Below are 18,955 nucleotides of genomic sequence, written 5' to 3'. Positions count from 1 at the left end.
AGCGGTCTCCTCCGGTGTTGTGCCGACTACTTCCGGCTCGCGTCAGCCTGCTGACCCGCCTGCCCAGCGACCGTGTGGCCGAGGCGCGGGCCGGCGGTGGCGGTCTCCTTCGCGACAACGCCAACGCCGCCGGCCGCGACTGCGCCGGTACCAGCCGCTGCCGTGGCCGTGGCTCCCGCACCCCCGCTTGACGCGCCAGCCCCGCCCGTCGACCCGGCTTTGCCTCCGGCCACGCCGGCACGACCACCAGGGGAGGGGCTTCCGCTCGGTGCGCGCACGCTCGACGGCGGGACAGCCCCGGCGCCACCGGCACTGCTCCCGGATGCGCCGTGGCCGCCTCCGACGTCGAGCACCTGGGGTGGGGTGCGACGCAGCGGGTTCGGCGGGACGGGCAGTGCCCGGTTGAGGGACTGTTTGGCTTCCTGCTCGGTGCTCATGGCGTGATAGAAGTCGATGCCCATGAAGCTGATCGCCTTGTACGTCAGGTAGGGCGCGAACCCCGCGACCAGGAGCAGCACGACGCCGGCGATCGGGTCGGCGTTCGAGGTCAGGTCGGAGTTGATGGGGGCGGCGACCTGTTCGGTGGCGAGCAGGAAGAAGACGACCATCACCAGCTTGGAGACGATCAGGGCCAGGACGAACTGGGCCCAGCGGGCGACCCACCCGCGCGTGGCGTCCCACGACGCTCCCGACAGCGCGATGGGGGCGAAGACGATTGCGATCAGCAGCAGTGCCTTGCGCACGAGCAGCGTGATCCACACGATGAACGCTGCACCGATCGCCAGGCCCCCGACGAACAAGGTCAGCAAGATCGACACCCCAGGGCCTCCCGCGACCCCGACGGCGATGGAGGCGGTGAGCAGGGTCAGGCGATCGCCCATCTCGGCCATCGTCGTGCCGGCGGCGTGGACGACGCCGACGCACAGCCGGTCGGTGATCTCCAGTGCCGTCGCGATCAGGGTCAGGGCGACGAACGAGCCCAGGACCGACTTGGCCAGGCCGAGCGCCGCCCGCGACAGTGCCGCGGGTTCGCGGCGGATCATCCCGCCGATGACCTGGATGAGGAAGAAGCCGAGCATCACGAACACGGCGATGCCGAAGAGGATGTTGTAGACGCTCGTGAAGCGGCCGGAGGTGATGTCGACGAACGTGGTGGTCTCGAAGACGGCCCAGAGCGCCTGGAACATGTAGGACGCCAGGTCGGCGACGGCGTCGGCGAGCCAGGCGAACCCGCCCGCCAGCAGGTTGCTCGTGCCCTCGTCGGCCGCTTGGCAGACGGCGGCGACGACCGGCAGGTCGCACACACTCACGAGTGATCACCCAGCCTGTGGTCGTGTGCGTGGCTCAGGCGACGGCCTGGCCGACGTCCCAGAAGAAGTTGACGAGGGCGACCGAGCCGCCGCAGATGATGGCTGCGGCGAGCGCCACCAGGACGCCGCTCTTGCCGCGGCCGGCCAGGTGAGGGTTGGAGGAGTTCGATCCGAAGGCCCACACGACCGCGGAGATGATCAGGGCCAGGACCCCCAGGATGAGGCCGACGGTCATGACCGCGCCGACGATCGCGCGCAGCTGCTCGATCCCGGGCAGACCGGATGAGTTCGGTGTGATGGAAACGCCGGCGAGCAACGCGGCTGTGGTGATGCTGGAGAACATGACGTGCTCCTCAATTCTGACGCGGTTCTGACAGGGTTCCGCTCGAGTTCTGCTTCCGTGGAGTCGACTAGGTGCGGTCAGATGCTGGTTCCGGTGTCGAGGAGCCAGTTGGTCCAGGCGAGCGCCCCGCCAGTCAGCGCCGCCCCGCCGATCGCGACGAGTACGCCAGCTCTGGCGCGGGCGACGGTGTGCCAGGACCCCGCGCTGACGGCGATGGCCCAGGTGATCGCGCAGACGATCAGCAGCGCGACCGCAGTGACGAGGGCGATGGTCAGCAGCGCGCCGATGACCCGTTCCAGCTCGCTCGCCGCAGCCACCGCCCCGAAGTCGGGCCTGGCCGCGGCCTGCGTCGCCAGGAGGACGGCGTGGTCGGCGTTCACTGGACGACGTCCTGCAGTGCGCACCGCGGCTGTGGTGGTTCCGACCGGTGCACGTCGTCGAGGTTGACCTCGCCGTCGGTCGGCGCGGCGTCCAGCCAGGAGGAAGGGTCGCTGGCGGGTTCGGCGAAGCCGCCGGGGCGGATCTCGTAGTGCAGGTGCGGGCCGGTGGAGGTACCGGTCGAGCCGACCTCACCGATCACCTGCCCGGCTTTGACGGCATCGCCGACGGCGACGAGCCGGCCGCCCTCGCGCAGGTGCTTGTAGACGGAGACGACCGGCTGCCCGGCGAGGGTGTGCAAGATGCCGATGTGGTTGCCGGAACTGCCGGAGTGCTCGGCGACGACGACGCGTCCGGCAGCGGCCGCCAGGACCGGCGTGCCCAGGGCTGCGGCCATGTCGATGCCGGTGTGCATCCGCCAGCCCCCGAACACCGGGTGCCGGCGCATCCCGTACTCGCTCGACACACTCCACGTGCCGGCCGGGAGTGGGTGAACCGTTCGCGTGACCTCGGGTGGCGCGACGGTGGGAGCAGTACCGGCCGTCGTCGCTTCGGGCCGGCCGCTGGCCGGGGAGGTGAGTGTGGCCAGGATCTGCTCGGCGACGGGCTCGAACCGTGCGTACCGGTGCGGGTAGCGGGAGACCTCGACTTCCTGGGCCGCGGCTCCTTTGGGCAAGGCTTTCCACCCGGGGATGTCGAGGAGCCCGCGCGGCGAACCGTGGTTCGGCCCGGTCGGCCCGCCGAAGAACGCGGCAGCCTGGTAGGTCGGATCCATGAGCTCGGCGACGGTTCCCCATCCTGTGGCTGGGCGCATCTGGAACAGGCCGAGGCTGTCGTGGTCGGACCCATTCCCGTCGTTGGGGTAGTTTGTCGAATGGGGGTAGGCCGAGGTGTTGGTGAGCATGCGCAGGCTCGACTCGGTCAACGCGGCCATGAGCGCGACGAGGATGCCGTCGCGACCGACCCCCTCGATCCGTGATCCGGCCTGGATGATCGTGGCGGCGTGGGTGAGCTGGGTACGGTTCAGCTCGACCGTGCTCCCATCACTGGTGGTGGTGATCAGCACGTCCGGAACGTCGGCGACGTCGAGGCTGATGGCGGTCGCGCACGAACTGCCGACCGCGTGCGCGATCAAGGCGGTCACGGTGGCCAGGACGGTCGCAGGACCAAGCAGCAGGGCGAACAGGGCGCCGATGACGAGGGTGCGGATCATGACGGTCCCTCCCTCATCGCAACGGGTTGTCAAGCTGCGACAGGCGCAGCAGGTGGCAGGTCGGGTAGGTGGGCGCGCAGATGACGAACACCGTGAAGGCGACGTCGAACTCGGCGGCGACTTCCTCGCCCTCCCACAGCCCGGCACGATGGCGAGCCCCAGTCACGGTCAGGGCAGTCGTGCCGGGCGCGACCGATTTGGTGGGGGCTTGGGCGAGGGCCTGGGTCCACTGGTCGGGCACGGCGACGTTCGTGACCGCGAGCCACTGCTGGGTGCCGTACTGGGACAGGTGCGCCCACGCCGTCGTCGTCGGCAGATACGTCGTCAGGTCTGCCACGAGGCCCGGCGACTCGTGCCCGGCGGGGTCGGCGAGGACGAGCAGCCGGCCCCGGTAGTCGCCTAGCTCGTGCACGGCGGTGGTATCCCACTCGAAGATCGCGCGAGCCACGTTGCCGGCGAAGACGTGCGGGTCTGCCGAGGCGGCCACCGGCTCGAGCTCGATGCGGTCGCGGACCGGTGCGGGCGAGGCGGATGGCACGCGCGGTGTCGACGTCGCGGTGGGCGGTGGCGGGGCGGGAGTTGAGCCGAGGTCGCTGGTGAGCCGTGCGGCGAGAAGAGTTGCGACGGCGAGCAGTACAGCCAGGCTCAGGACGGCCAGGGCGAGCATGCGGCGGCGCGGACGCGGCGAGGCGGAGCGGAGCATGGTCCTCACCCCGCCTCGGCCATGGCCGGCGAGTTGTGCGCTGCGAGTGTTGCGCGTGCTTCGGCGACGGCGTCGAGGAACGCGACGGACTCGGCCAGCACCCTTCGGACGATCTCCCATTCGTGGTCGGCGAGGTCGCGGGCGACCTGCTCGACGTCGTAGTGCTGGGTCCACCCGTCGAGCTCCTGCCACGAGTAGAAGAGCGCCTTGACGCTGCGCCGCACGGGCCGGGTTGTCAGGCGCTGGGCGGCCAGGGCACGCACGTGCTCTGCGCGTCGTGCCCTGTCGACCTCGAGGGCCTCCCGCGAGAGCTTGGCGATCTCCTCCGCGGACGCCTTCGCCGCTTCGTTGACCGGCGGGGGTGTCGCCTTGGCGAGCTGCACCGCCGTGGTGACCTTGCGGTAGTTCGGGTCGACCGGGGCGCCGGCGTCGATCTCGTCGAGTGTGGTCTCGGCCATCTTGCGCACCGCCAGCGGTAGGTGGGGATCCTCGACGACCTGCTGGATCTTGTTGATCTGCTCCAGGCGTTGGAACGACGTTTTGCCCGTGATGGCCAGGGCGGCGTGCTCCCGTGTCTTTCCCGTCGCCTCGTGCGGTGGTGAGGAATCCTCACCACCGGCCCCTGCCCCGAGGGCGGCGGCCGCGCCGAAGCGCGTTGCCTCCTGACGGTGTCGCGCGTCGGCGCCGAGGATCTCTCTGAGCTCGGCGAACAGCGACGCCTCCTCGGTCGGCGCCAAGGCCAACCGCAGCTCGTTCTCGTGCTGCTCGGCCAGCACGGCGGACAGGCCAGCCGACACGTCGGTCTGGACGCGGACCTCGAGTTGGCGCCAGCCGAGCTGTCGGACGGCAGCCAGCCGGCGAGCCCCACACAGCAGGACGCCGTCGGACGCGATAACCGGCGGGTTGAGAAGCCCGATGTCGCGAATCGAGGCGATGAGCCCGGACAGGTCACCGAGGTCGCGGCGGAAGCGGTGGCCGATGGTGATGTCCTCGATCGCGCGGATCTCGTTGACGAAGTGGATCTCACGCATGAGCAGCCACCTTTCGGCCGTGAGCGTGTTCGTGGCTGCGCGGGGTGGGATTGTCGTGCTCTGGTGCGGCCGCGACGAGCGTTGCGACGAGCCGCACGTCAAGGAGCACCTCGTCGGCCGGCATGCCGCCGGCCACGCGGCGCAGCAGCCCGTGCCCGCTGGCGGTGTGCTCCCACTTCAGGTCCGGGGTGCCCAGTACCGCTGTCAGCAGCGCGCACCAAGAACCGTGCTCGAGTCCCAGCATGTGCGCGGTCTGCCGATCGTGGCGCAGGTTCTCGTGAGCGCGACGGCGATTCCCGGTCTCGATCAGCCGAGCGGCGATCAGCCCGATCGCATGCTCAGCGACGCGGGCCGGCCAACCGCACGCGGCCAGCACCGAGATCGCGTCGCCGACGATCTTCTCGACCGCGACGAACGCCGCCGTGGCCTCCGTGTGGCGTGCGGCCTCGTCGTTGTTGGCCGGGTTGAGGGCGAGGGTGTTCTCCACGTGGCGCTGCAGGTGTTCGTGCTCGCCGAACCGGGCCACATCCCTGAGCGACCTGCTCGTCAGCAGGTGGGATGCCTGGTTGCGCCCGCACAGGAGTGCGTCTTCGAACTGCGCGGTCATCAGCGCAATGCGCATGCCGCGGGTCAGCGAACCCCACGGATCGTTCCCCCACCGGGTGCCGAACGCGCGCAGCAACTCGAACGCGACACGCCGCGCGTCCTCCGGACGCTGCCCGAACCTGCGCGCGAGCGGTGCGTACTTGATCCTGCAGTGCTCCAGTAGACCGAGAGCCGCCGGGTCCGAGCGCCACAACTCCGGCCGCCGGTGCAGTCGGATGAGCAGCAGCCGCAGCTCCTCAACTTCTGGGAAGACGGCGTTCGGCTGAGGTGTCACGCCCGTGGCTTTCATGGCAGACCTACCCCCTTCGCGCCGTCCGCCGTGCTCGGCGACATGGGGCTCGCGGGTTCGTCGCGTCGGGCGTCGCGGGCTGTCGCAGCGCGCCGTCCGAGCGCAGCACCCGCCTTGACCGGAGCACGCAGCGCGGTGCGAGTCAGCGCGACTTGGAGGTCGACGCCACGGCCGATACCCCAGCCGATCGCCGGCATCGCCACCGCACGGGGCAGGTCGCTCGGGTGAACCCACGTCACCGTCGGGCGCCGGGGAGCGGCAGTCACGTCGGGCGATGATTGGGCCTGCTCGCGCACGGACGGGTCACCGTGCACGGCCAGTTGGCTCGCCCCGGTTGGACTGTCTATGACGGGGGCGCCGGGCGGCGGCGTCGGCCCGTGCGACGCGTGGGTGTGGTGCTCGTTGGAGTCGTTGCTGTTCACAGCGCTACCTCCTCACTGGTGAAAAGGCGGCCCGGCCCGCTCTGGCTGGACTCAGGTACGGCACGGCGGAAGGCCGAATGGACAGTGGTGTTGATCTCGCGCTCGCCAAGGCCGGCGTGCAGTGCGGCGGGACCGAGCGCACCGAGGGTGGATGCGTAGTCGTACCCTCGGCGGACCATCTCGCACGCAGCCCAGAACAGTCCGTCGTTGCGGGTACCCATCGGACGTGCAGCGACCCACGCCGCCAGGAATTCGGGGCGGGAGCTGCCCGTGGGCGCGGACCTGCCTGGAGGCGTCGGCTTGGGCGGGGAAAGGAACTCGCGCAAGGCAGCGGCGTTCACCGGCCGCGGTTCGCGAACGGCGACGACGGCGAGGTCATAGCTAGCGGGTCGCGTCGGGGCGATGAACAGGCGAGAGGGCGGGCACAGCACGTAGCCACCGTCGCCGCGGAAGTCGATGTGCGCTGGTGTGGTCCAGGACCGCTGTTCAACGCCGGACGCGTGCGGGAAGTACACGTGCAGTCCGCCCGACGGTGTTCGCACCGTCCATGCCCAATGCGTGACGAGCCCGGCGCGGCGGGCACGTTCGAACGCTGGGAAGCCCGTGGTGCCGTCGTGTAGATCGATGTCGACGACATCGACACCGGAGGCAACCCCTGTCGGGATGGCGATGTTCGCGTCAGGTCGATCGCGCCACCACGACGAGATCTGTGCGACGTCCGTGGTGGCGTCCCTGAAGCCGCGCGCCGTCAGCGGCTGCTTGCCACCCGGCACGCAGGGGAGCACCGGAACGCCTGCCCGCGCGTAGCCGCGCGCGGCGTCGCCGAGCGAGGGCACGAGCGCGGCTGACGCAAACGCGTCCGCCATGCGCGCTGCCCGCCTGGTCGAGGTGTCCATGCCCGCAACGATGCTCGGACAACCTCACCAGACTTCTCACCACACCAGGCACCTGCCAGGCCATGGAAGGTGGTCGCACCGCAGGTCAGGCACCTTCCAGAAGTTGCCGTCAGAAAGGGCTTGAGCGTCGATTGCGGAGCAGGCCTGGGAAGGAGGACGGGAATATCGCACCCGGTATGGAGCTCGTTATGTCGTCTGCGAAGGCGCCGGAGACGTCACCTCCGGCCACCCGATCCACGTCGCCAGGTAGGCATGCAGACCGCGGAGGTCGCGCCCGCCGCGGTATGCGATGTGACCGTCGGGGCGTACGAGGAGGTGGGCCGTGCTACGGCTAGCGATCCCGAGGCGGTCGAGGACCACGCCGGTGGGGTCGTGCAGCACTCCTGAAGTGGGCTGGGGGGAGAGGCAGTGCACGCTGAGGGAGGCGTAGTGCTCAGCGAGCATGGTTGTGGTGCCTTCGGTCCACGCACGTGGCGGACCGCACAGGAGCAGGTGGAAGCCGGGTGTGGCGAGCAGCGCGTGGAGCGTGCTCGGCTTCCCCGCCGGCGTGGTCAACGGTGCGTCGGGGAGGCGGTCTCCGGCCCTGGGGCCGCGTCGGGGCGCCCCGGGTCCCTCCACGGACAGAGGGCTGCGTCGGTAGCGGATCCGCAGCTCGGTGACGGTCCGGAACGCCGTCGCCCGGCCCGGCCTCATCCGCAGCGCGAGCGGGATGACCCGCGGCGCGAGCCACGTGCGGGCGACCCGGAGGGGGGCGGCGGTGGAGGTGGCGATGGTGAAGGCGCGGTCGGTGAAGCGCAGCACCGAGCGCCCGACCGGTGCTCGTTCAGGCTCGTAGGTGTCCAGGAGCCGCGGCGCGGCTATGCCGGCGGCGACGAGGGACAGCTTCCAGCCGAGGTTGATCGCGTCCTGGATGCCGGTGTTCATACCCTGGGCGCCGGCGGGGCTGTGGATGTGTGCGGCGTCCCCCGCGAGGAAGACCCGTCCGGATCGATACCGGGCGGCGCCGCGGTTGTGCAGCTGGAAGTTCGTCATCCAAACTGGGTCGTGCACCCGCACGCCGGTGGCGTAGGCGTCGGTCAGCGCCTGGACCTCGGCGAGAGTGACCGGCCGCTCGACCGGCGTGGTGTCCGCCCGCGGGCGCATGGCCAGCAGCCGCCAGGTCGCCGGCGTCCCGAGCGGGAAGAAGAACAGCATGCCTCGGCCGGAGACGAACACGTGCGCGGAACCCGGGTCGATCCCGTCGGCCTCGAGGTCGGACAGGACGAAGGTCTGTGGGTAGGCGGCGCCGCGGAAATCGATCCGCGCCGCGTGGCGCACCGTGCTGTGGGCGCCGTCGCAGCCGACGACGTACCGCGCCCGGACTGTCTCCTCCCGGCCGCCGGGGCTACGCACCCCGCAGACGACCGCGCCTGCCTCATCGCGCAGGCCCGTCAGCTCGACCCCGCGTTGGATCTGTGCGCCGCGGGCGGCCAGATGGTTGACCAGGATGCGTTCGGTCTCGGCCTGGGAGAGGAACAGCAGGAACGGGAAGGCGGTGTCGTCGAGTCCGAGGTCGAACAGGCGCACCGGAACCGTGCGCCGTCCGAAGTGCATCCGCAGGAGCGTGGCCGCATTGCCGTGCTCAAGTAGGTCCTCGCTCAGCCCCAGTGTGGCGAGGACCTCGAGGGTGCGGGGCTGGATCGCTAGCGCGCGCGACTCGTGGGCACGGTCGAGGTTGCGGTCCACGACCCGGAACGACGTGCCGTTGCGAGCAAGCTCCGCGGCCAGCGTGAGCCCCGTGGGACCGGCGCCGACCACAAGGACGTCGACGTCCACCGCGCTGCCTGGATTGCCCACGCTCACGCCACCAACTTACGCGCCGCGTGGAGAGAACCGGGCTCTGCTCACTGTCGAATGGTCATTCCCGTTTGCGGGAGCGGCCGGGGCAAGAGAAGGGGCGGTGGCCGGGGAGGGTCATCATCGCGAGAGCGAGGAGGGCTGCACATTGGATGGTGGAAGCCGCATTCGCAAGTTAGGCAAAAGCGCGCCGGACAGGCCCTTGGATGACATTGTTCCTTCAGGTGCTCCGGCGGGCGGCGCGTGCAGCGCCGCCCGCTGGGGTGATCGCGCTACAGGTAGTCGCCGAGCTCGTCGAGGAACTGCTTCCTCGTCTGCGCACCGACGAGTGTCTTGACGACCTCGCCGCCGGAGTAGACGTTGAAGCTCGGGATCGACACGACGCCGTACTTGGTGACGGTCTCGACGTTCGCGTCGGCGTCGAGCTTGACGAACTTGACCTTGTCGCCGTGCTCGGCGGCGAGCTCTTCGATGATGGGCTCGGTGCGTCGGCACGGAGCGCACCAGGTGGCCCAGATGTCGACCAGCACAGGCATCAGGGACTGCAGCACCTCGGCCTCGAACGTGGAGTCGGTGACGGCGGGGACGTTGCTCATGGCTCGCTCCTTCGTCTAGGGCCACCCTCAGACGAGGACGGCGCCCTCGGGGGTCTGGGATGCGTCGGAGGCCGGCTCGCCCGCCTCGTCCAGCTCGGCGAGGTAGCGCTCGGCGTCCAGGGCTGCCGCGCAGCCGGTGCCGGCGGCTGTGATCGCCTGGCGGTAGATGTGGTCCACGGCGTCACCGCAGGCGAAGACGCCCGGGATGTTGGTGGTCGTGGTGGGGTGGGCGACGGTGATGTAGCCCTCGGCGTCGAGGTCGACCTGCCCGGCAAGGATCTCGGTGCGCGGGTTGTGCCCGATCGCGACGAAGATGCCGGTGGCGTCGATCTCGCGCTCCTCAGCGGTGACGGTGTCGCGCAGGGTGGCGCCGGAGACCTTGTCCTGGCCGTGGATGGCCGCGACCTCGGAGTTCCACGCGAAGGAGATCTTCTCGTTCTTCATGGCACGCTCGGCCATGATCTTCGAGGCGCGCAGCTCGTCGCGGCGGTGGACGACGGTGACCTTGTCGACGAACCGGGTCAGGAAGGTGGCCTCCTCCATGGCGGAGTCGCCGCCGCCGACGACCAGGACGTGCTGGTTGCGGAAGAAGAACCCGTCGCAGGTCGCGCACCAGGACACCCCGCGTCCGGACAGGCGCTTCTCGTCGGCGATGCCGAGCTCCTTGTAGGCGGAGCCGTTGGCGAGCACGACGGCGCGGGCGGCGAAGGTCTCGTCGTCGTCGGTGGTGACGGTCTTGATGTCACCGTCCAGGTCGACGGAGACGACGTCCTCGTAGCGGACCTCGGCGCCGAAGCGTTCGGCCTGGGCCTGCATGTTCTCCATCAGCTCCGGGCCGAGGATGCCGTCCTTGAAGCCGGGGAAGTTCTCCACCTCGGTGGTGTTCATCAGCGCCCCGCCGGCGGTGATCGACCCGGCGAACACGAGTGGGCGCAGGTTCGCCCGCGCCGCGTAGACGGCGGCGGTGTAGCCGGCCGGACCGGAACCGATGATGATCACGTCGCGGACCTCGGGCGTGCTGGTCTCGGGGTTCATGACTGGCCCGCCGAGGTGTTCGCGGGCAGGAGGCTGGCGATGAGCTCCTCGACGCGGCCCTTGATCTCGTCGCGCACGGGGCGGACGCCGTCGACGTCCTTGCCGGCCGGGTCCGTGAGCTCCCAGTCCTCGTAGCGCTTGCCGGGGAAGATCGGGCAGGCGTCGCCGCAGCCCATGGTGATCACGACGTCGGAGTCCTTGACGGCCTCGGTGGTCAGGATCTTGGGCTGCTCGGCGGCGATGTCGATGCCGACCTCGGCCATGGCCTTGACGGCGGCGGGGTTGACCTGGTCTGCCGGTGCGGAGCCGGCGGAGCGGACCTCGACGGCGTCGCCGGCGAGGTGGGTCAGCCAGGCGGCGGCCATCTGGGACCGGCCGGCGTTGTGGACGCAGACGAACATGACGCTGGGGCGCTCGGACATGGAGTTCTCCTTGGGGGTCAGCGGGTCGCGGCGGCCGCGACGTCGGTGGGGTTGACGGGCAGGGACAGGCGGGGGGCGAGGTTGCCGACGCGGCGGTCGAGCTCCTCCAGGGCATGGTCGAACGCCTCGGGGGTGCCGGCCAGGATCGGGTCCGGGATGGACCAGTGGACGTCGACGGGAAAGGTGAGCTCCTCGTGAGCGCGGTCGCAGACCGTGACGAGGAGATCACCTTCGGTCCGCACGCGGTCGACGTGCTGCGGCCGGACCTCGGGCAGGTTCAGGTCGTGGCGGCGGGCGCTCTCGACGGCGCCGGGCGCGATCGCCTCGGCCGGGTGCGTGCCCGCGGAGTCCGCGGGAATCTCGCTGGCCTGGAGCCACAGGGCGGCCGCCAGGTGCGAGCGAGCGGAGTTCGCGGTGCACACGAACAGCACCCGCGGCACCGCCCGCACCTCGCCGGCGGCTAGGTCGTCGAGCCCACCAGGGACGAGGCGGACGTACGAACGGCGCTTGTCGCCCTCGGACCGGGTGCGGCCGACGACTCCCTCGCGCTCGAGGACCTTGAGGTGGTGGGCGAGCAGGTTCGACGGCATGCCCAGGGCCTCGGCGAGCTCCGACGGTGCGGCGTCGCCCAGGGAGAGGGTGTCCACGATCTGCAGTCGGGCCGGGTCGGCCAGGGCCGCGTGCAGCGCCGCCCGGCGCCGCCGCTCCGAAACTCGCTCAGTGCTCATTGCCTCAATGATGATTGAGTGGGGCGCGAAGGTCAACAGGGCGCGACGCCTTGCCGAGCAGCGGCCCCACCCCAGGCTGGAAAGAGGCCGCTCGGTGGTCAGGCGCCCAGGAGGGTGAGCCATCCGGCCAGGGCCAGGAGGGTCACGGCCAGGACGGGGACGGTCAGGACGATGCCTACGCGGAAGTAGGTGCGCCAGCCGATGTGCATGCCCTTGCGGTCCAGGACGCTGAGCCACAGCAGGGTCGCGAGGCTGCCGATGGGGGTGATCTTGGGGCCGAGGTCGGCGCCGATGATGCTGGCGTAGGCCATCATCTGCTCGGTCAGTCCGCCGGTGCCCGCTGCGTCGATACCCAGTGCGGAGATCAGGGCGGTGGGCATGTTGTTCATCACCGAGGACATGGCCGCGACGAGGAAGCCGGTCCCGGTGGCGGTAGCGACGTTGCCGTGCTCGGCGATCCCGGCGAAAACCTGACCGAGCTGATCGGTCAGCCCCTGATTCCGCAGCCCGTACACGACGAGGTACATGCCGAGGCTGAACAGCACGATCTGCCACGGCGCGGACTTCACGACCGACCACACGTCGATGAGCGGCCCGGCGGTGCCACCGCCGCCCCGCACGGTCGCGGCGTCATCGGCATCTGCTGGGCTCGTCGTCGAGGTGGTGCGCCGGCCGACCAGGACTGCCTCGGGTGCCGAAGCGATGCGGCGGAAGAGGGCTCGTGGCTGACGCGCGGCGACCAGTGAGATCACCAGTGCGCCGACGGCCGCGACCACGGCGACCGGCATCCCGAGGGGGTCCGCGACGAAGTAGCCGACCAACAGGACGACCAGCACGACGGCACCGGCACGGAAGGTCAGGCGGTCCCGGACGGCGTCGGCCGGCGCGCCGAGGGCGGTGACGTCGTAGGGGCCGGGGATGGAACGGCGGAAGAACAGGCGAAGGACGACGAGGCTCGCGACGAGGGAGACCAGGGCTACAGGCACCATCACCAGGGCGTAGCGGGCGAAGCCGATGCCGAAGTAGTCCGCGATGACGATGTTGACGAGGTTGGAGACGATGAACGGCAGGCTCGTGGTGTCGGCGATGAAGCCAGTCGCGATGACCAGGGCGAAGGCGGCCTTGGGGGAGAACTTCAGCGCCACGATCATCTGGAACACGATCGGGGTCAGGGTGAGCGCGGCGCCGTCGTTGGCGAAGACGGCGGCGATCGCGGCGCCCAGGACGACGATGAGGTTGAAGAGCCTGCTGCCGTTGCCGCGGCCCCAGCGGGCCACGTGCAGGGCGGCCCACTCGAAGAACCCGGCCTCGTCGAGGATGGAGCAGATGATGATGACCGCGACGAAGGTCAGGGTGGCGTTCCACACCAGGTCCCACACGGTCGGGACGTCGGAGAACTGGACGACGCCGGTGGCCAGCGCGACGCCGGCGCCCGCCAGGGCGCTCCAGCGGATCCCCAGCCCCTTGGGCTGCCAGATCACCAGGACCAGTGTGGCGACGAAGATGGCGACGGCGAGCAGCACGGTCACACCCCCATCAGGTCGGTAGGACCGGCCGACGACGGCCAGGATGGTGCCGCGAGAGCCTTGCACGCCGGTGTTGCTGTGAGTCTCACGAGCATTCCCCTTCTCGTCTGACCCGGGCGATACGCACCTCGACACAGCGCGGCGCCCGCCACGCGTGGTGACGGGCGTCGCTGCCGCTAGAGGATGTCGTCGAGCCGAGGGCCGGCACTGTGCGCTACAGGGCACTCGCCCTTCGCTGGCACCGGTGTATATCGATAGTTGTCAATATGGAGACTAGTGGGTCTATATGGACCGCTGTCAAAGTACGGGTACGGGTGGCTCGGCCCGGCGAGGACATGCCTCAGCGGTCAGCGACCGCCAGTACGCCGGAGATCCGGTCCAGCACCTCGGGAACGATGCGGTAGTGGACCCACGTCCCCCGCCGCTCACTGACGACCAGGCCGGCCTCGCGGAGCACCTTGAGGTGGTGGGAGATCGTCGGCTGGGACAGGTCCAGCGGCTCGGTCAGGTCGCACACGCACGCATCCCCACCCTCGTGGGCGGCGATCAGCGACAGCAGCCGCAGCCGGGTCGGGTCGCCCAGCGCCTTGAAGGTTCGGCTGAGCTCGACCGCCTGCGCTGCAGCCAGTGGTTCTCGGACCAGGGGCGTGCTGCACGCCGAGATGTCGACAAGTGGGAGGGCGTGGGCGGTCATGTGACCAGTATGGGACCTTGGTTTGACGATCGTCGAAACAGTGGCCGTAAGGTGGGGGCTGTATCGATCGCTATCGATTCATCGCCGACGGAGGTTCCATCCATGAGCACCATCGAGGTCTACGAGCCCGCCATGTGCTGCAGCACCGGTGTCTGCGGACCGGACGTCCCCCAGGATCTGGTGACCTTCTCCGCAGACCTGGACTGGCTGAGGTCTCAGGGCGGTGCGATCGAGCGGTTCAACCTTGCGAGCGAGCCGATCGCCTTCACCGGGCGCCCGGCGGTCGTGCAGTTTCTCCAGCTCTCCGGCTCCGAGGGGCTCCCGCTGGTGCTCGTGGACGGCACGGTCGCGATGACGGGTCGCTACCCCGACCGCGACCAGCTCGCCAGGTGGGCTGGCCTGGCCCCCGTGCCCGCCGGACGGCCCGAGCTCGCCCTGGCCCAGAACTCCGAGAGCTGCTGCGGCGGCTCCGGCTGCTGCTGAGAAGGGGCGACGATGATCCCGACATTCCTCCTTGACGTCCCGCGCTACGTCTTCCTCACCGGCAAGGGCGGCGTGGGCAAGACCTCCGTGGCGTGCGCGACGGCGATCCACCTGGCCCGGCACGGCAAGAGGGTGCTGCTGGTCAGCACCGACCCGGCCTCGAACGTCGGGCAGGTCTTCGGCCTGCACATCGGCAACACCATCACCGAGGTACTTGCCGTGCCGGGACTCTCGGCGTTGGAGATCGATCCCGACCAGGCGGCCGAGGCCTACCGGGCGCGGATCGTGGGCCCGGTCCGCGGCCTGCTCCCCGAGAGCGAGGTCAAGGTCATCGAGGAGCAGCTCTCCGGGGCCTGCACCACCGAGATCGCCTCCTTCAACGAGTTCACCGGTCTGCTCACCGGAGACGAAGCCGTCGCCGGTTTCGATCACGTCGTCTTCGACACCGCTCCCACCGGCCACACCATCCGCCTGCTCCAGCTGCCCGGCTCCTGGACGGACTTCCTCAACGAGGGCAAGGGGGACGCCTCCTGCCTGGGCCCGCTAGCCGGGCTGGACCGCCAGCGCACCGTCTACGCCGAGGCCGTCGCCGCGCTCGGTGACCCGGCGCGTACCCGGCTGGTGCTGGTCACCCGTGCCCAGCGCGCCGCCGTCGCTGAGATCGAGCGCACCCACGCCGAGCTCGCCGCCCTCGGCGTGCGCGAGCAGCACGTCATCGTCAACGCCGTCATGCCCCGTCCCGCCGGCTCCGACGAGCTCGCGACGGCGGTCTTCGAGCGCGAGCAGGCGGTCCTGGCGGACCTGCCGCCCGCGCTGCGCGACCTACCGACCGACGTGCTGGCGCTCAAGGGCGACAACATGGTCGGCCTGGACGCGCTGGGCAGCCTGTTCGAGCCCGGCGTCGACGTCGACGCCCTCGACGACGGGCCCGCCCGTCCGGTCGGAATCCCCGCGGGGGCCGAGGTCCTGGGTGCGCTGGTCGACGAGCTCGCCCGCGCCGACCACGGTCTGGTGATGTTCATGGGTAAGGGCGGTGTGGGCAAGACGACGATCGCCGCCGCGGTCGCCGTCGCCCTGGCCGGGCGTGGCCTGGACGTGCACCTGACCACCACCGACCCCGCCGCGCACCTGACCGAGACTCTCGCCGGCACTGTCCCCGGGCTCGAGGTGTCGCGGATCGACCCTGTGGCCGCCACCGAGCGCTACCGCGAGACGGTGCTGCGGACCAAGGGCGCCACCCTCGACGACGCCGGCCGCGCCGCCCTGGAGGAGGACCTGCGCTCACCGTGCACCGAGGAGATCGCCGTCTTCCAGGCCTTCTCCCGTGCCGTGAACGAGGCCAAGCAGCGCTTCGTCGTCATGGACACCGCCCCGACCGGGCACACCCTGCTCCTGCTCGACGCGACCGGGTCTTACCACCGCGATGTCGTACGCCAGATGGGACAGGGCGGCGCCTACACCACGCCGATGATGCGGCTGCAGGATGCCGACTACACCAAGGTCGTCGTCGTCACCCTCCCCGAGGCCACCCCGGTCCTGGAGGCCGAGGGCCTGCAGGCGGACCTGCGCCGCGCCGGCATCGAACCCTGGGCATGGGTCGTCAACAACTCCCTCACCGCCGCGACTACCAGCGACCTGCTGTTGCGCCGCCGGGCCGAGAACGAACGTGCCGAGATCGCCAAGGTCCTGGTCGAGGAGTCACACCGGTGCGCCCTCATCCCGCTGCTGGCCCGCGAACCCGTCGGCGTTCCAGCCTTGGCGGCCCTGACAACCACCGCCGCTCCCGCCACCATCTGAAGCAAGAAGGCCTCGGGAGCGAGCGGCGGCAACCCGCAGGAAGCCGAATAGCGACGACGCAGCAGCGTATGTTACGAAACCGACAGGGACCGCTATGCCACTGCGCTCGATCGTGCTCTTCGTCATCGCCGCGCTCTTCGAGATCGGCGGCGCCTAGTTCGTCTGGCAGGGCGTCCGCGAGCACAAGGGCTGGATCTGGATCGGCGCCGGCACCATCGCTCTCGGCCTGTACGGCTTCGTCGCGACGTTCTAGCCCGAGGCCAACTTCGGTAGCGTCCTTCCCGCCTACGGTGACGTGTTCGTCGTCCGCTCCCTCGGCTGGGGCATGCTCGTCGCCGGCTTCCGCCCCGGCCGGTGGGACGTCACCGGCGCCCTCGTCTGCCACGCCGGCGTCGCGGTCATCATGTACGCACGGCGACCCAGCTGACCGCCCGCCACGGCCACCGTCCGTTTAGAGAGACAGTCCCAGACCCTGATGCGACGAGGGGGTCGCACCCCAGGGGCGGCTGGTCAGGCGGCGCAGCAGGAGAGTTTGGTGACGTCGGTCGTGAAGGACTGGGCGGCGAGCTTGAGGCCTTCGGACATCGTCAGGTAGGGGCTCCAGAGGTTGGCGACCTGGTCAACGGTCATGCCTGCTTCGAGGATGTAGACACCGGCGGCGGCGAGTTCGCCGGCGTCCTTGGCGACGGCGGTGATGCCGACGATCCGGCCGGTCGCGGAGTCAGCGACGATCTTGACGAAGCCACGGGTGTCCCGGTTGACCAGCGCGCGGGGCACGTACTCCAGCGGCAGGACGCGGCACTCGCACCGGATCCCGGCATCGCGAGCCTGCTTGTCGGTCATCCCGATGGCGGCGATGGACGGGGTGGTGAAGATGACCCGGGGCAGGTGGCGGTAGTCGACCTCCCGGCGGGTCCCGGTGAAGGCGTTGTCGACGGCGAGGGTTCCATGTGAGGCGGCGACGTAGACGAACTCGCGGTGGCCGGTGACATCACCGGCGGCCCAGACCCGCGGGTTCGAGCTGACCAGAGAGGTGTCGATGAGGACCTGGCCCTGATCACCGGTCCGCACACCCACCGCCTCAAGATTGATCCCTTCGGTGACCGGGCGCCGGCCGGCGGCGATCAGTAGGTCGGCGGCCCGGAACTCCTCCGGCTTGCCGGCGACCGTGGCGGTGACCACGACCCCGCCGCTCTCGTCCCGGCGCACCGCGGTGGGCACGGTTCGGCGGACCACCCGTATCCCCTCGTCGGCGAAGACCTCCATGAGCGCGCTGGAGGTCTCGGGTTCCTCGTGAGAGGCCAGGCGCGAACGGACCAGCATCGTCACTCGCGAGCCGAGGCGGGCGAAGAGCTGGGCCTGCTCGAGGGCGACGTACCCGCCGCCAATGACGAGCAGGGTCTCGGGGAGGTGGTCGAGTGCCATGGCGGTCGTGGAGGTGAGGTAGCCGGCCTGCTCGAGCCCGTCGACCGGTGGCGCCCAGGGGGTGGAGCCAGTGGCGACGAGGTAGTGCTCGGCACTCACGGTTTCCGCGGTCCCGTCGGGGGATGTGACCTGCAGGATCGGGTCGGCGGGCGTGCCGGCGAAGCGCGCGTCGCCGTGGTGCAGGTCCCAGCCGTAATCCGCGGCGAGGCCGAGGTACTTCTCCGAGCGCATCGCACCGACCAAGTCGTCCTTGGCGGCGATCAGAGCGGGAATGTCCACCGGTCCCGCGGTCGTTGCGATCCCGGGAAACCGGGTTGCGTCGAGGGCGACGTGCCGGGCCTCGGCCGCGGCCAGGAGTGCCTTGGAGGGCGCACAGCCGGTGTTCACACACGTGCCGCCCACGGTGTCGCGCTCAATCATCACGACCCGCTTGCCCAGGTTCGTCGCGCGGATCGCCGCGGCGAACGCCCCGCCGCCGGACCCGATCACCGCGAGGTCATACCGTTCTGTTCCGACCACCATCTGCTCCTTTTGTGCGTCTCGGAACTAGGATCGACCTTCCAGTGCACTGGAAGGTCAAGCGAGAGGGCGAAAGCGATGCGGATCGGTGAGGTCGCGCACGCGACGGGGACGACGACGAAGACGCTGAGGTTTTACGAAGACGTCGGAATCTTGCCACCATCGGACCGCACCCCGTCGGGGTACCGGGACTACGGCCCCGAGGTGCTCGGGCGCCTGAACTTTATTCACCGTGGCCAGGCGGCCGGCCTCACTCTTGCCCAGATCGGGCAGATCCTTCAGATCCGCGACGGCGGCGAACCGCCCTGCCGGCACGTCACCGACGTTCTCACCACCCGGCTCGAGGACATCGACGCACAGATCGCCCAGCTCCAGGAGCTGCGCACCGCCGTCACCCGCCTCCGAGACGACGCCGTCGCTGGGAACCCAGCCGATTGCTCATCCGCCGACGTCTGCCGTTACCTCTGAAGCGCCATCCGGCCTGAGCGCCTGGCACCATCAAGAGATGGCCGAAGAGGATGAGCTGCGCTGCTCGTGCTGTGGACGAGTCCGGCCGCGCACTTCGCTTCATGCACTTGGCCGAGAACCCGCATACATCTGCCGACGGTGCGGGTTGTGGGTCGCTCTCCGCCTCCGCAAGGACCCGACATAGGGGGACGCGACCCGGAACCGCTGGCTCGACGACGATCACAATTGCGACTGA

20 protein-coding genes and 1 pseudogene are annotated in these 18,955 nt (G+C 70.0%); 4 read left to right on the top strand and 17 right to left on the bottom strand.

Going from position 1 to position 18,955, the window contains the following annotated elements; all coding sequences use genetic code 11:
- Positions 1-26: 26 nt before the first annotated feature.
- From GD748_RS00600 to GD748_RS00525, 16 genes are all read right to left on the bottom strand, one after another.
- Positions 27-1,310 (bottom strand): type IV secretion system protein, encoded by a 1,284-nt coding sequence (locus tag GD748_RS00600; protein WP_152193278.1) that lies wholly within the window; start codon positions 1,308-1,310, stop codon positions 27-29.
- Between the two features lie 34 nt (positions 1,311-1,344).
- The gene (locus GD748_RS00595) at positions 1,345-1,653 is read right to left on the bottom strand and encodes a DUF6112 family protein (protein ID WP_152193277.1); all 309 of its coding nucleotides are present in this window, start codon (positions 1,651-1,653) and stop codon (positions 1,345-1,347) included.
- A gap of 77 nt (positions 1,654-1,730) precedes the next feature.
- On the bottom strand, positions 1,731-2,033 hold the full coding sequence (locus GD748_RS00590; RefSeq protein WP_226920602.1) for a DUF6112 family protein: 303 nt from the start codon (positions 2,031-2,033) through the stop codon (positions 1,731-1,733).
- Positions 2,030-3,244: a M23 family metallopeptidase gene (locus tag GD748_RS00585; protein WP_152193276.1), complete on the bottom strand. Its 1,215-nt coding sequence runs from the start codon at positions 3,242-3,244 to the stop codon at positions 2,030-2,032. Before GD748_RS00585 ends, GD748_RS00590 begins: the two co-directional genes overlap by 4 nt.
- 13 nt (positions 3,245-3,257) lie before the next feature.
- A complete protein-coding gene (locus GD748_RS00580; RefSeq protein WP_193312750.1) occupies positions 3,258-3,947 on the bottom strand; it encodes a hypothetical protein in 690 nt (229 codons plus the stop codon).
- A 5-nt stretch (positions 3,948-3,952) separates the two neighbouring features.
- Positions 3,953-4,978 carry a ParB N-terminal domain-containing protein gene (locus tag GD748_RS00575; RefSeq protein WP_152193274.1) on the bottom strand — a complete coding sequence of 342 codons (1,026 nt, stop codon included), beginning with the start codon at positions 4,976-4,978 and terminating at the stop codon, positions 3,953-3,955.
- Positions 4,971-5,873 (bottom strand): hypothetical protein, encoded by a 903-nt coding sequence (locus GD748_RS00570; RefSeq protein ID WP_152193273.1) that lies wholly within the window; start codon positions 5,871-5,873, stop codon positions 4,971-4,973. Before GD748_RS00570 ends, GD748_RS00575 begins: the two co-directional genes overlap by 8 nt.
- On the bottom strand, positions 5,870-6,295 hold the full coding sequence (locus GD748_RS00565; RefSeq protein ID WP_152193272.1) for a hypothetical protein: 426 nt from the start codon (positions 6,293-6,295) through the stop codon (positions 5,870-5,872). The genes GD748_RS00570 and GD748_RS00565 overlap by 4 nt, the downstream gene beginning before the upstream one ends.
- Positions 6,292-7,191 carry a bifunctional DNA primase/polymerase gene (locus tag GD748_RS00560; protein WP_152193271.1) on the bottom strand — a complete coding sequence of 300 codons (900 nt, stop codon included), beginning with the start codon at positions 7,189-7,191 and terminating at the stop codon, positions 6,292-6,294. The genes GD748_RS00565 and GD748_RS00560 overlap by 4 nt, the downstream gene beginning before the upstream one ends.
- A gap of 186 nt (positions 7,192-7,377) precedes the next feature.
- The gene (locus GD748_RS00555; protein ID WP_226920600.1) at positions 7,378-9,033 is read right to left on the bottom strand and encodes an FAD-dependent monooxygenase; all 1,656 of its coding nucleotides are present in this window, start codon (positions 9,031-9,033) and stop codon (positions 7,378-7,380) included.
- Between the two features lie 266 nt (positions 9,034-9,299).
- Complete coding sequence (locus tag GD748_RS00550; protein ID WP_152193270.1) at positions 9,300-9,623, bottom strand: thioredoxin family protein; 324 nt, start codon at positions 9,621-9,623, stop codon at positions 9,300-9,302.
- A 27-nt stretch (positions 9,624-9,650) separates the two neighbouring features.
- Entirely contained in the window at positions 9,651-10,658 is a 1,008-nt protein-coding gene (gene trxB, locus GD748_RS00545; RefSeq protein ID WP_152193269.1) for a thioredoxin-disulfide reductase, read from the bottom strand.
- Complete coding sequence (locus tag GD748_RS00540; RefSeq protein ID WP_152193268.1) at positions 10,655-11,080, bottom strand: arsenate reductase ArsC; 426 nt, start codon at positions 11,078-11,080, stop codon at positions 10,655-10,657. The genes trxB and GD748_RS00540 overlap by 4 nt, the downstream gene beginning before the upstream one ends.
- Before the next feature lie 17 nt (positions 11,081-11,097).
- On the bottom strand, positions 11,098-11,808 hold the full coding sequence (locus tag GD748_RS00535) for an arsenate reductase/protein-tyrosine-phosphatase family protein (protein WP_152193267.1): 711 nt from the start codon (positions 11,806-11,808) through the stop codon (positions 11,098-11,100).
- 98 nt (positions 11,809-11,906) lie between these two features.
- Positions 11,907-13,331 carry an arsenic transporter gene (locus tag GD748_RS00530; RefSeq protein ID WP_152194304.1) on the bottom strand — a complete coding sequence of 475 codons (1,425 nt, stop codon included), beginning with the start codon at positions 13,329-13,331 and terminating at the stop codon, positions 11,907-11,909.
- A gap of 343 nt (positions 13,332-13,674) precedes the next feature.
- Positions 13,675-14,028: an ArsR/SmtB family transcription factor gene (locus GD748_RS00525; protein WP_152193266.1), complete on the bottom strand. Its 354-nt coding sequence runs from the start codon at positions 14,026-14,028 to the stop codon at positions 13,675-13,677.
- A 102-nt stretch (positions 14,029-14,130) separates the two neighbouring features.
- Here GD748_RS00525 and arsD point away from each other — a divergent pair, with 102 nt between their 5' ends.
- From arsD to GD748_RS00510, 3 genes and pseudogenes are all read left to right on the top strand, one after another.
- A complete protein-coding gene (gene arsD / locus GD748_RS00520) occupies positions 14,131-14,511 on the top strand; it encodes an arsenite efflux transporter metallochaperone ArsD (protein ID WP_152193265.1) in 381 nt (126 codons plus the stop codon).
- Positions 14,512-14,523: 12 nt separating this feature from the next.
- Positions 14,524-16,308, top strand: coding sequence for an arsenical pump-driving ATPase (gene arsA, locus GD748_RS00515; RefSeq protein ID WP_152193264.1), 1,785 nt, complete (start codon positions 14,524-14,526; stop codon positions 16,306-16,308).
- Between the two features lie 94 nt (positions 16,309-16,402).
- Positions 16,403-16,735: pseudogene (locus GD748_RS00510) on the top strand (YnfA family protein).
- Positions 16,736-16,818: 83 nt separating this feature from the next.
- Here GD748_RS00510 and merA read toward each other — a convergent pair.
- Positions 16,819-18,252 (bottom strand): mercury(II) reductase, encoded by a 1,434-nt coding sequence (gene merA / locus GD748_RS00505; RefSeq protein WP_226920598.1) that lies wholly within the window; start codon positions 18,250-18,252, stop codon positions 16,819-16,821.
- A gap of 78 nt (positions 18,253-18,330) precedes the next feature.
- Here merA and GD748_RS00500 point away from each other — a divergent pair, with 78 nt between their 5' ends.
- On the top strand, positions 18,331-18,720 hold the full coding sequence (locus tag GD748_RS00500; RefSeq protein ID WP_152193262.1) for a heavy metal-responsive transcriptional regulator: 390 nt from the start codon (positions 18,331-18,333) through the stop codon (positions 18,718-18,720).
- Positions 18,721-18,955: the final 235 nt, after the last annotated feature.

The organism is Georgenia subflava, assembly GCF_009193155.1.
Lineage (GTDB): Bacteria > Actinomycetota > Actinomycetes > Actinomycetales > Actinomycetaceae > Georgenia > Georgenia subflava.
Note: the sequence above shows the minus strand (reverse complement) of the source record. Positions and strands in the feature narration are given on the sequence as shown.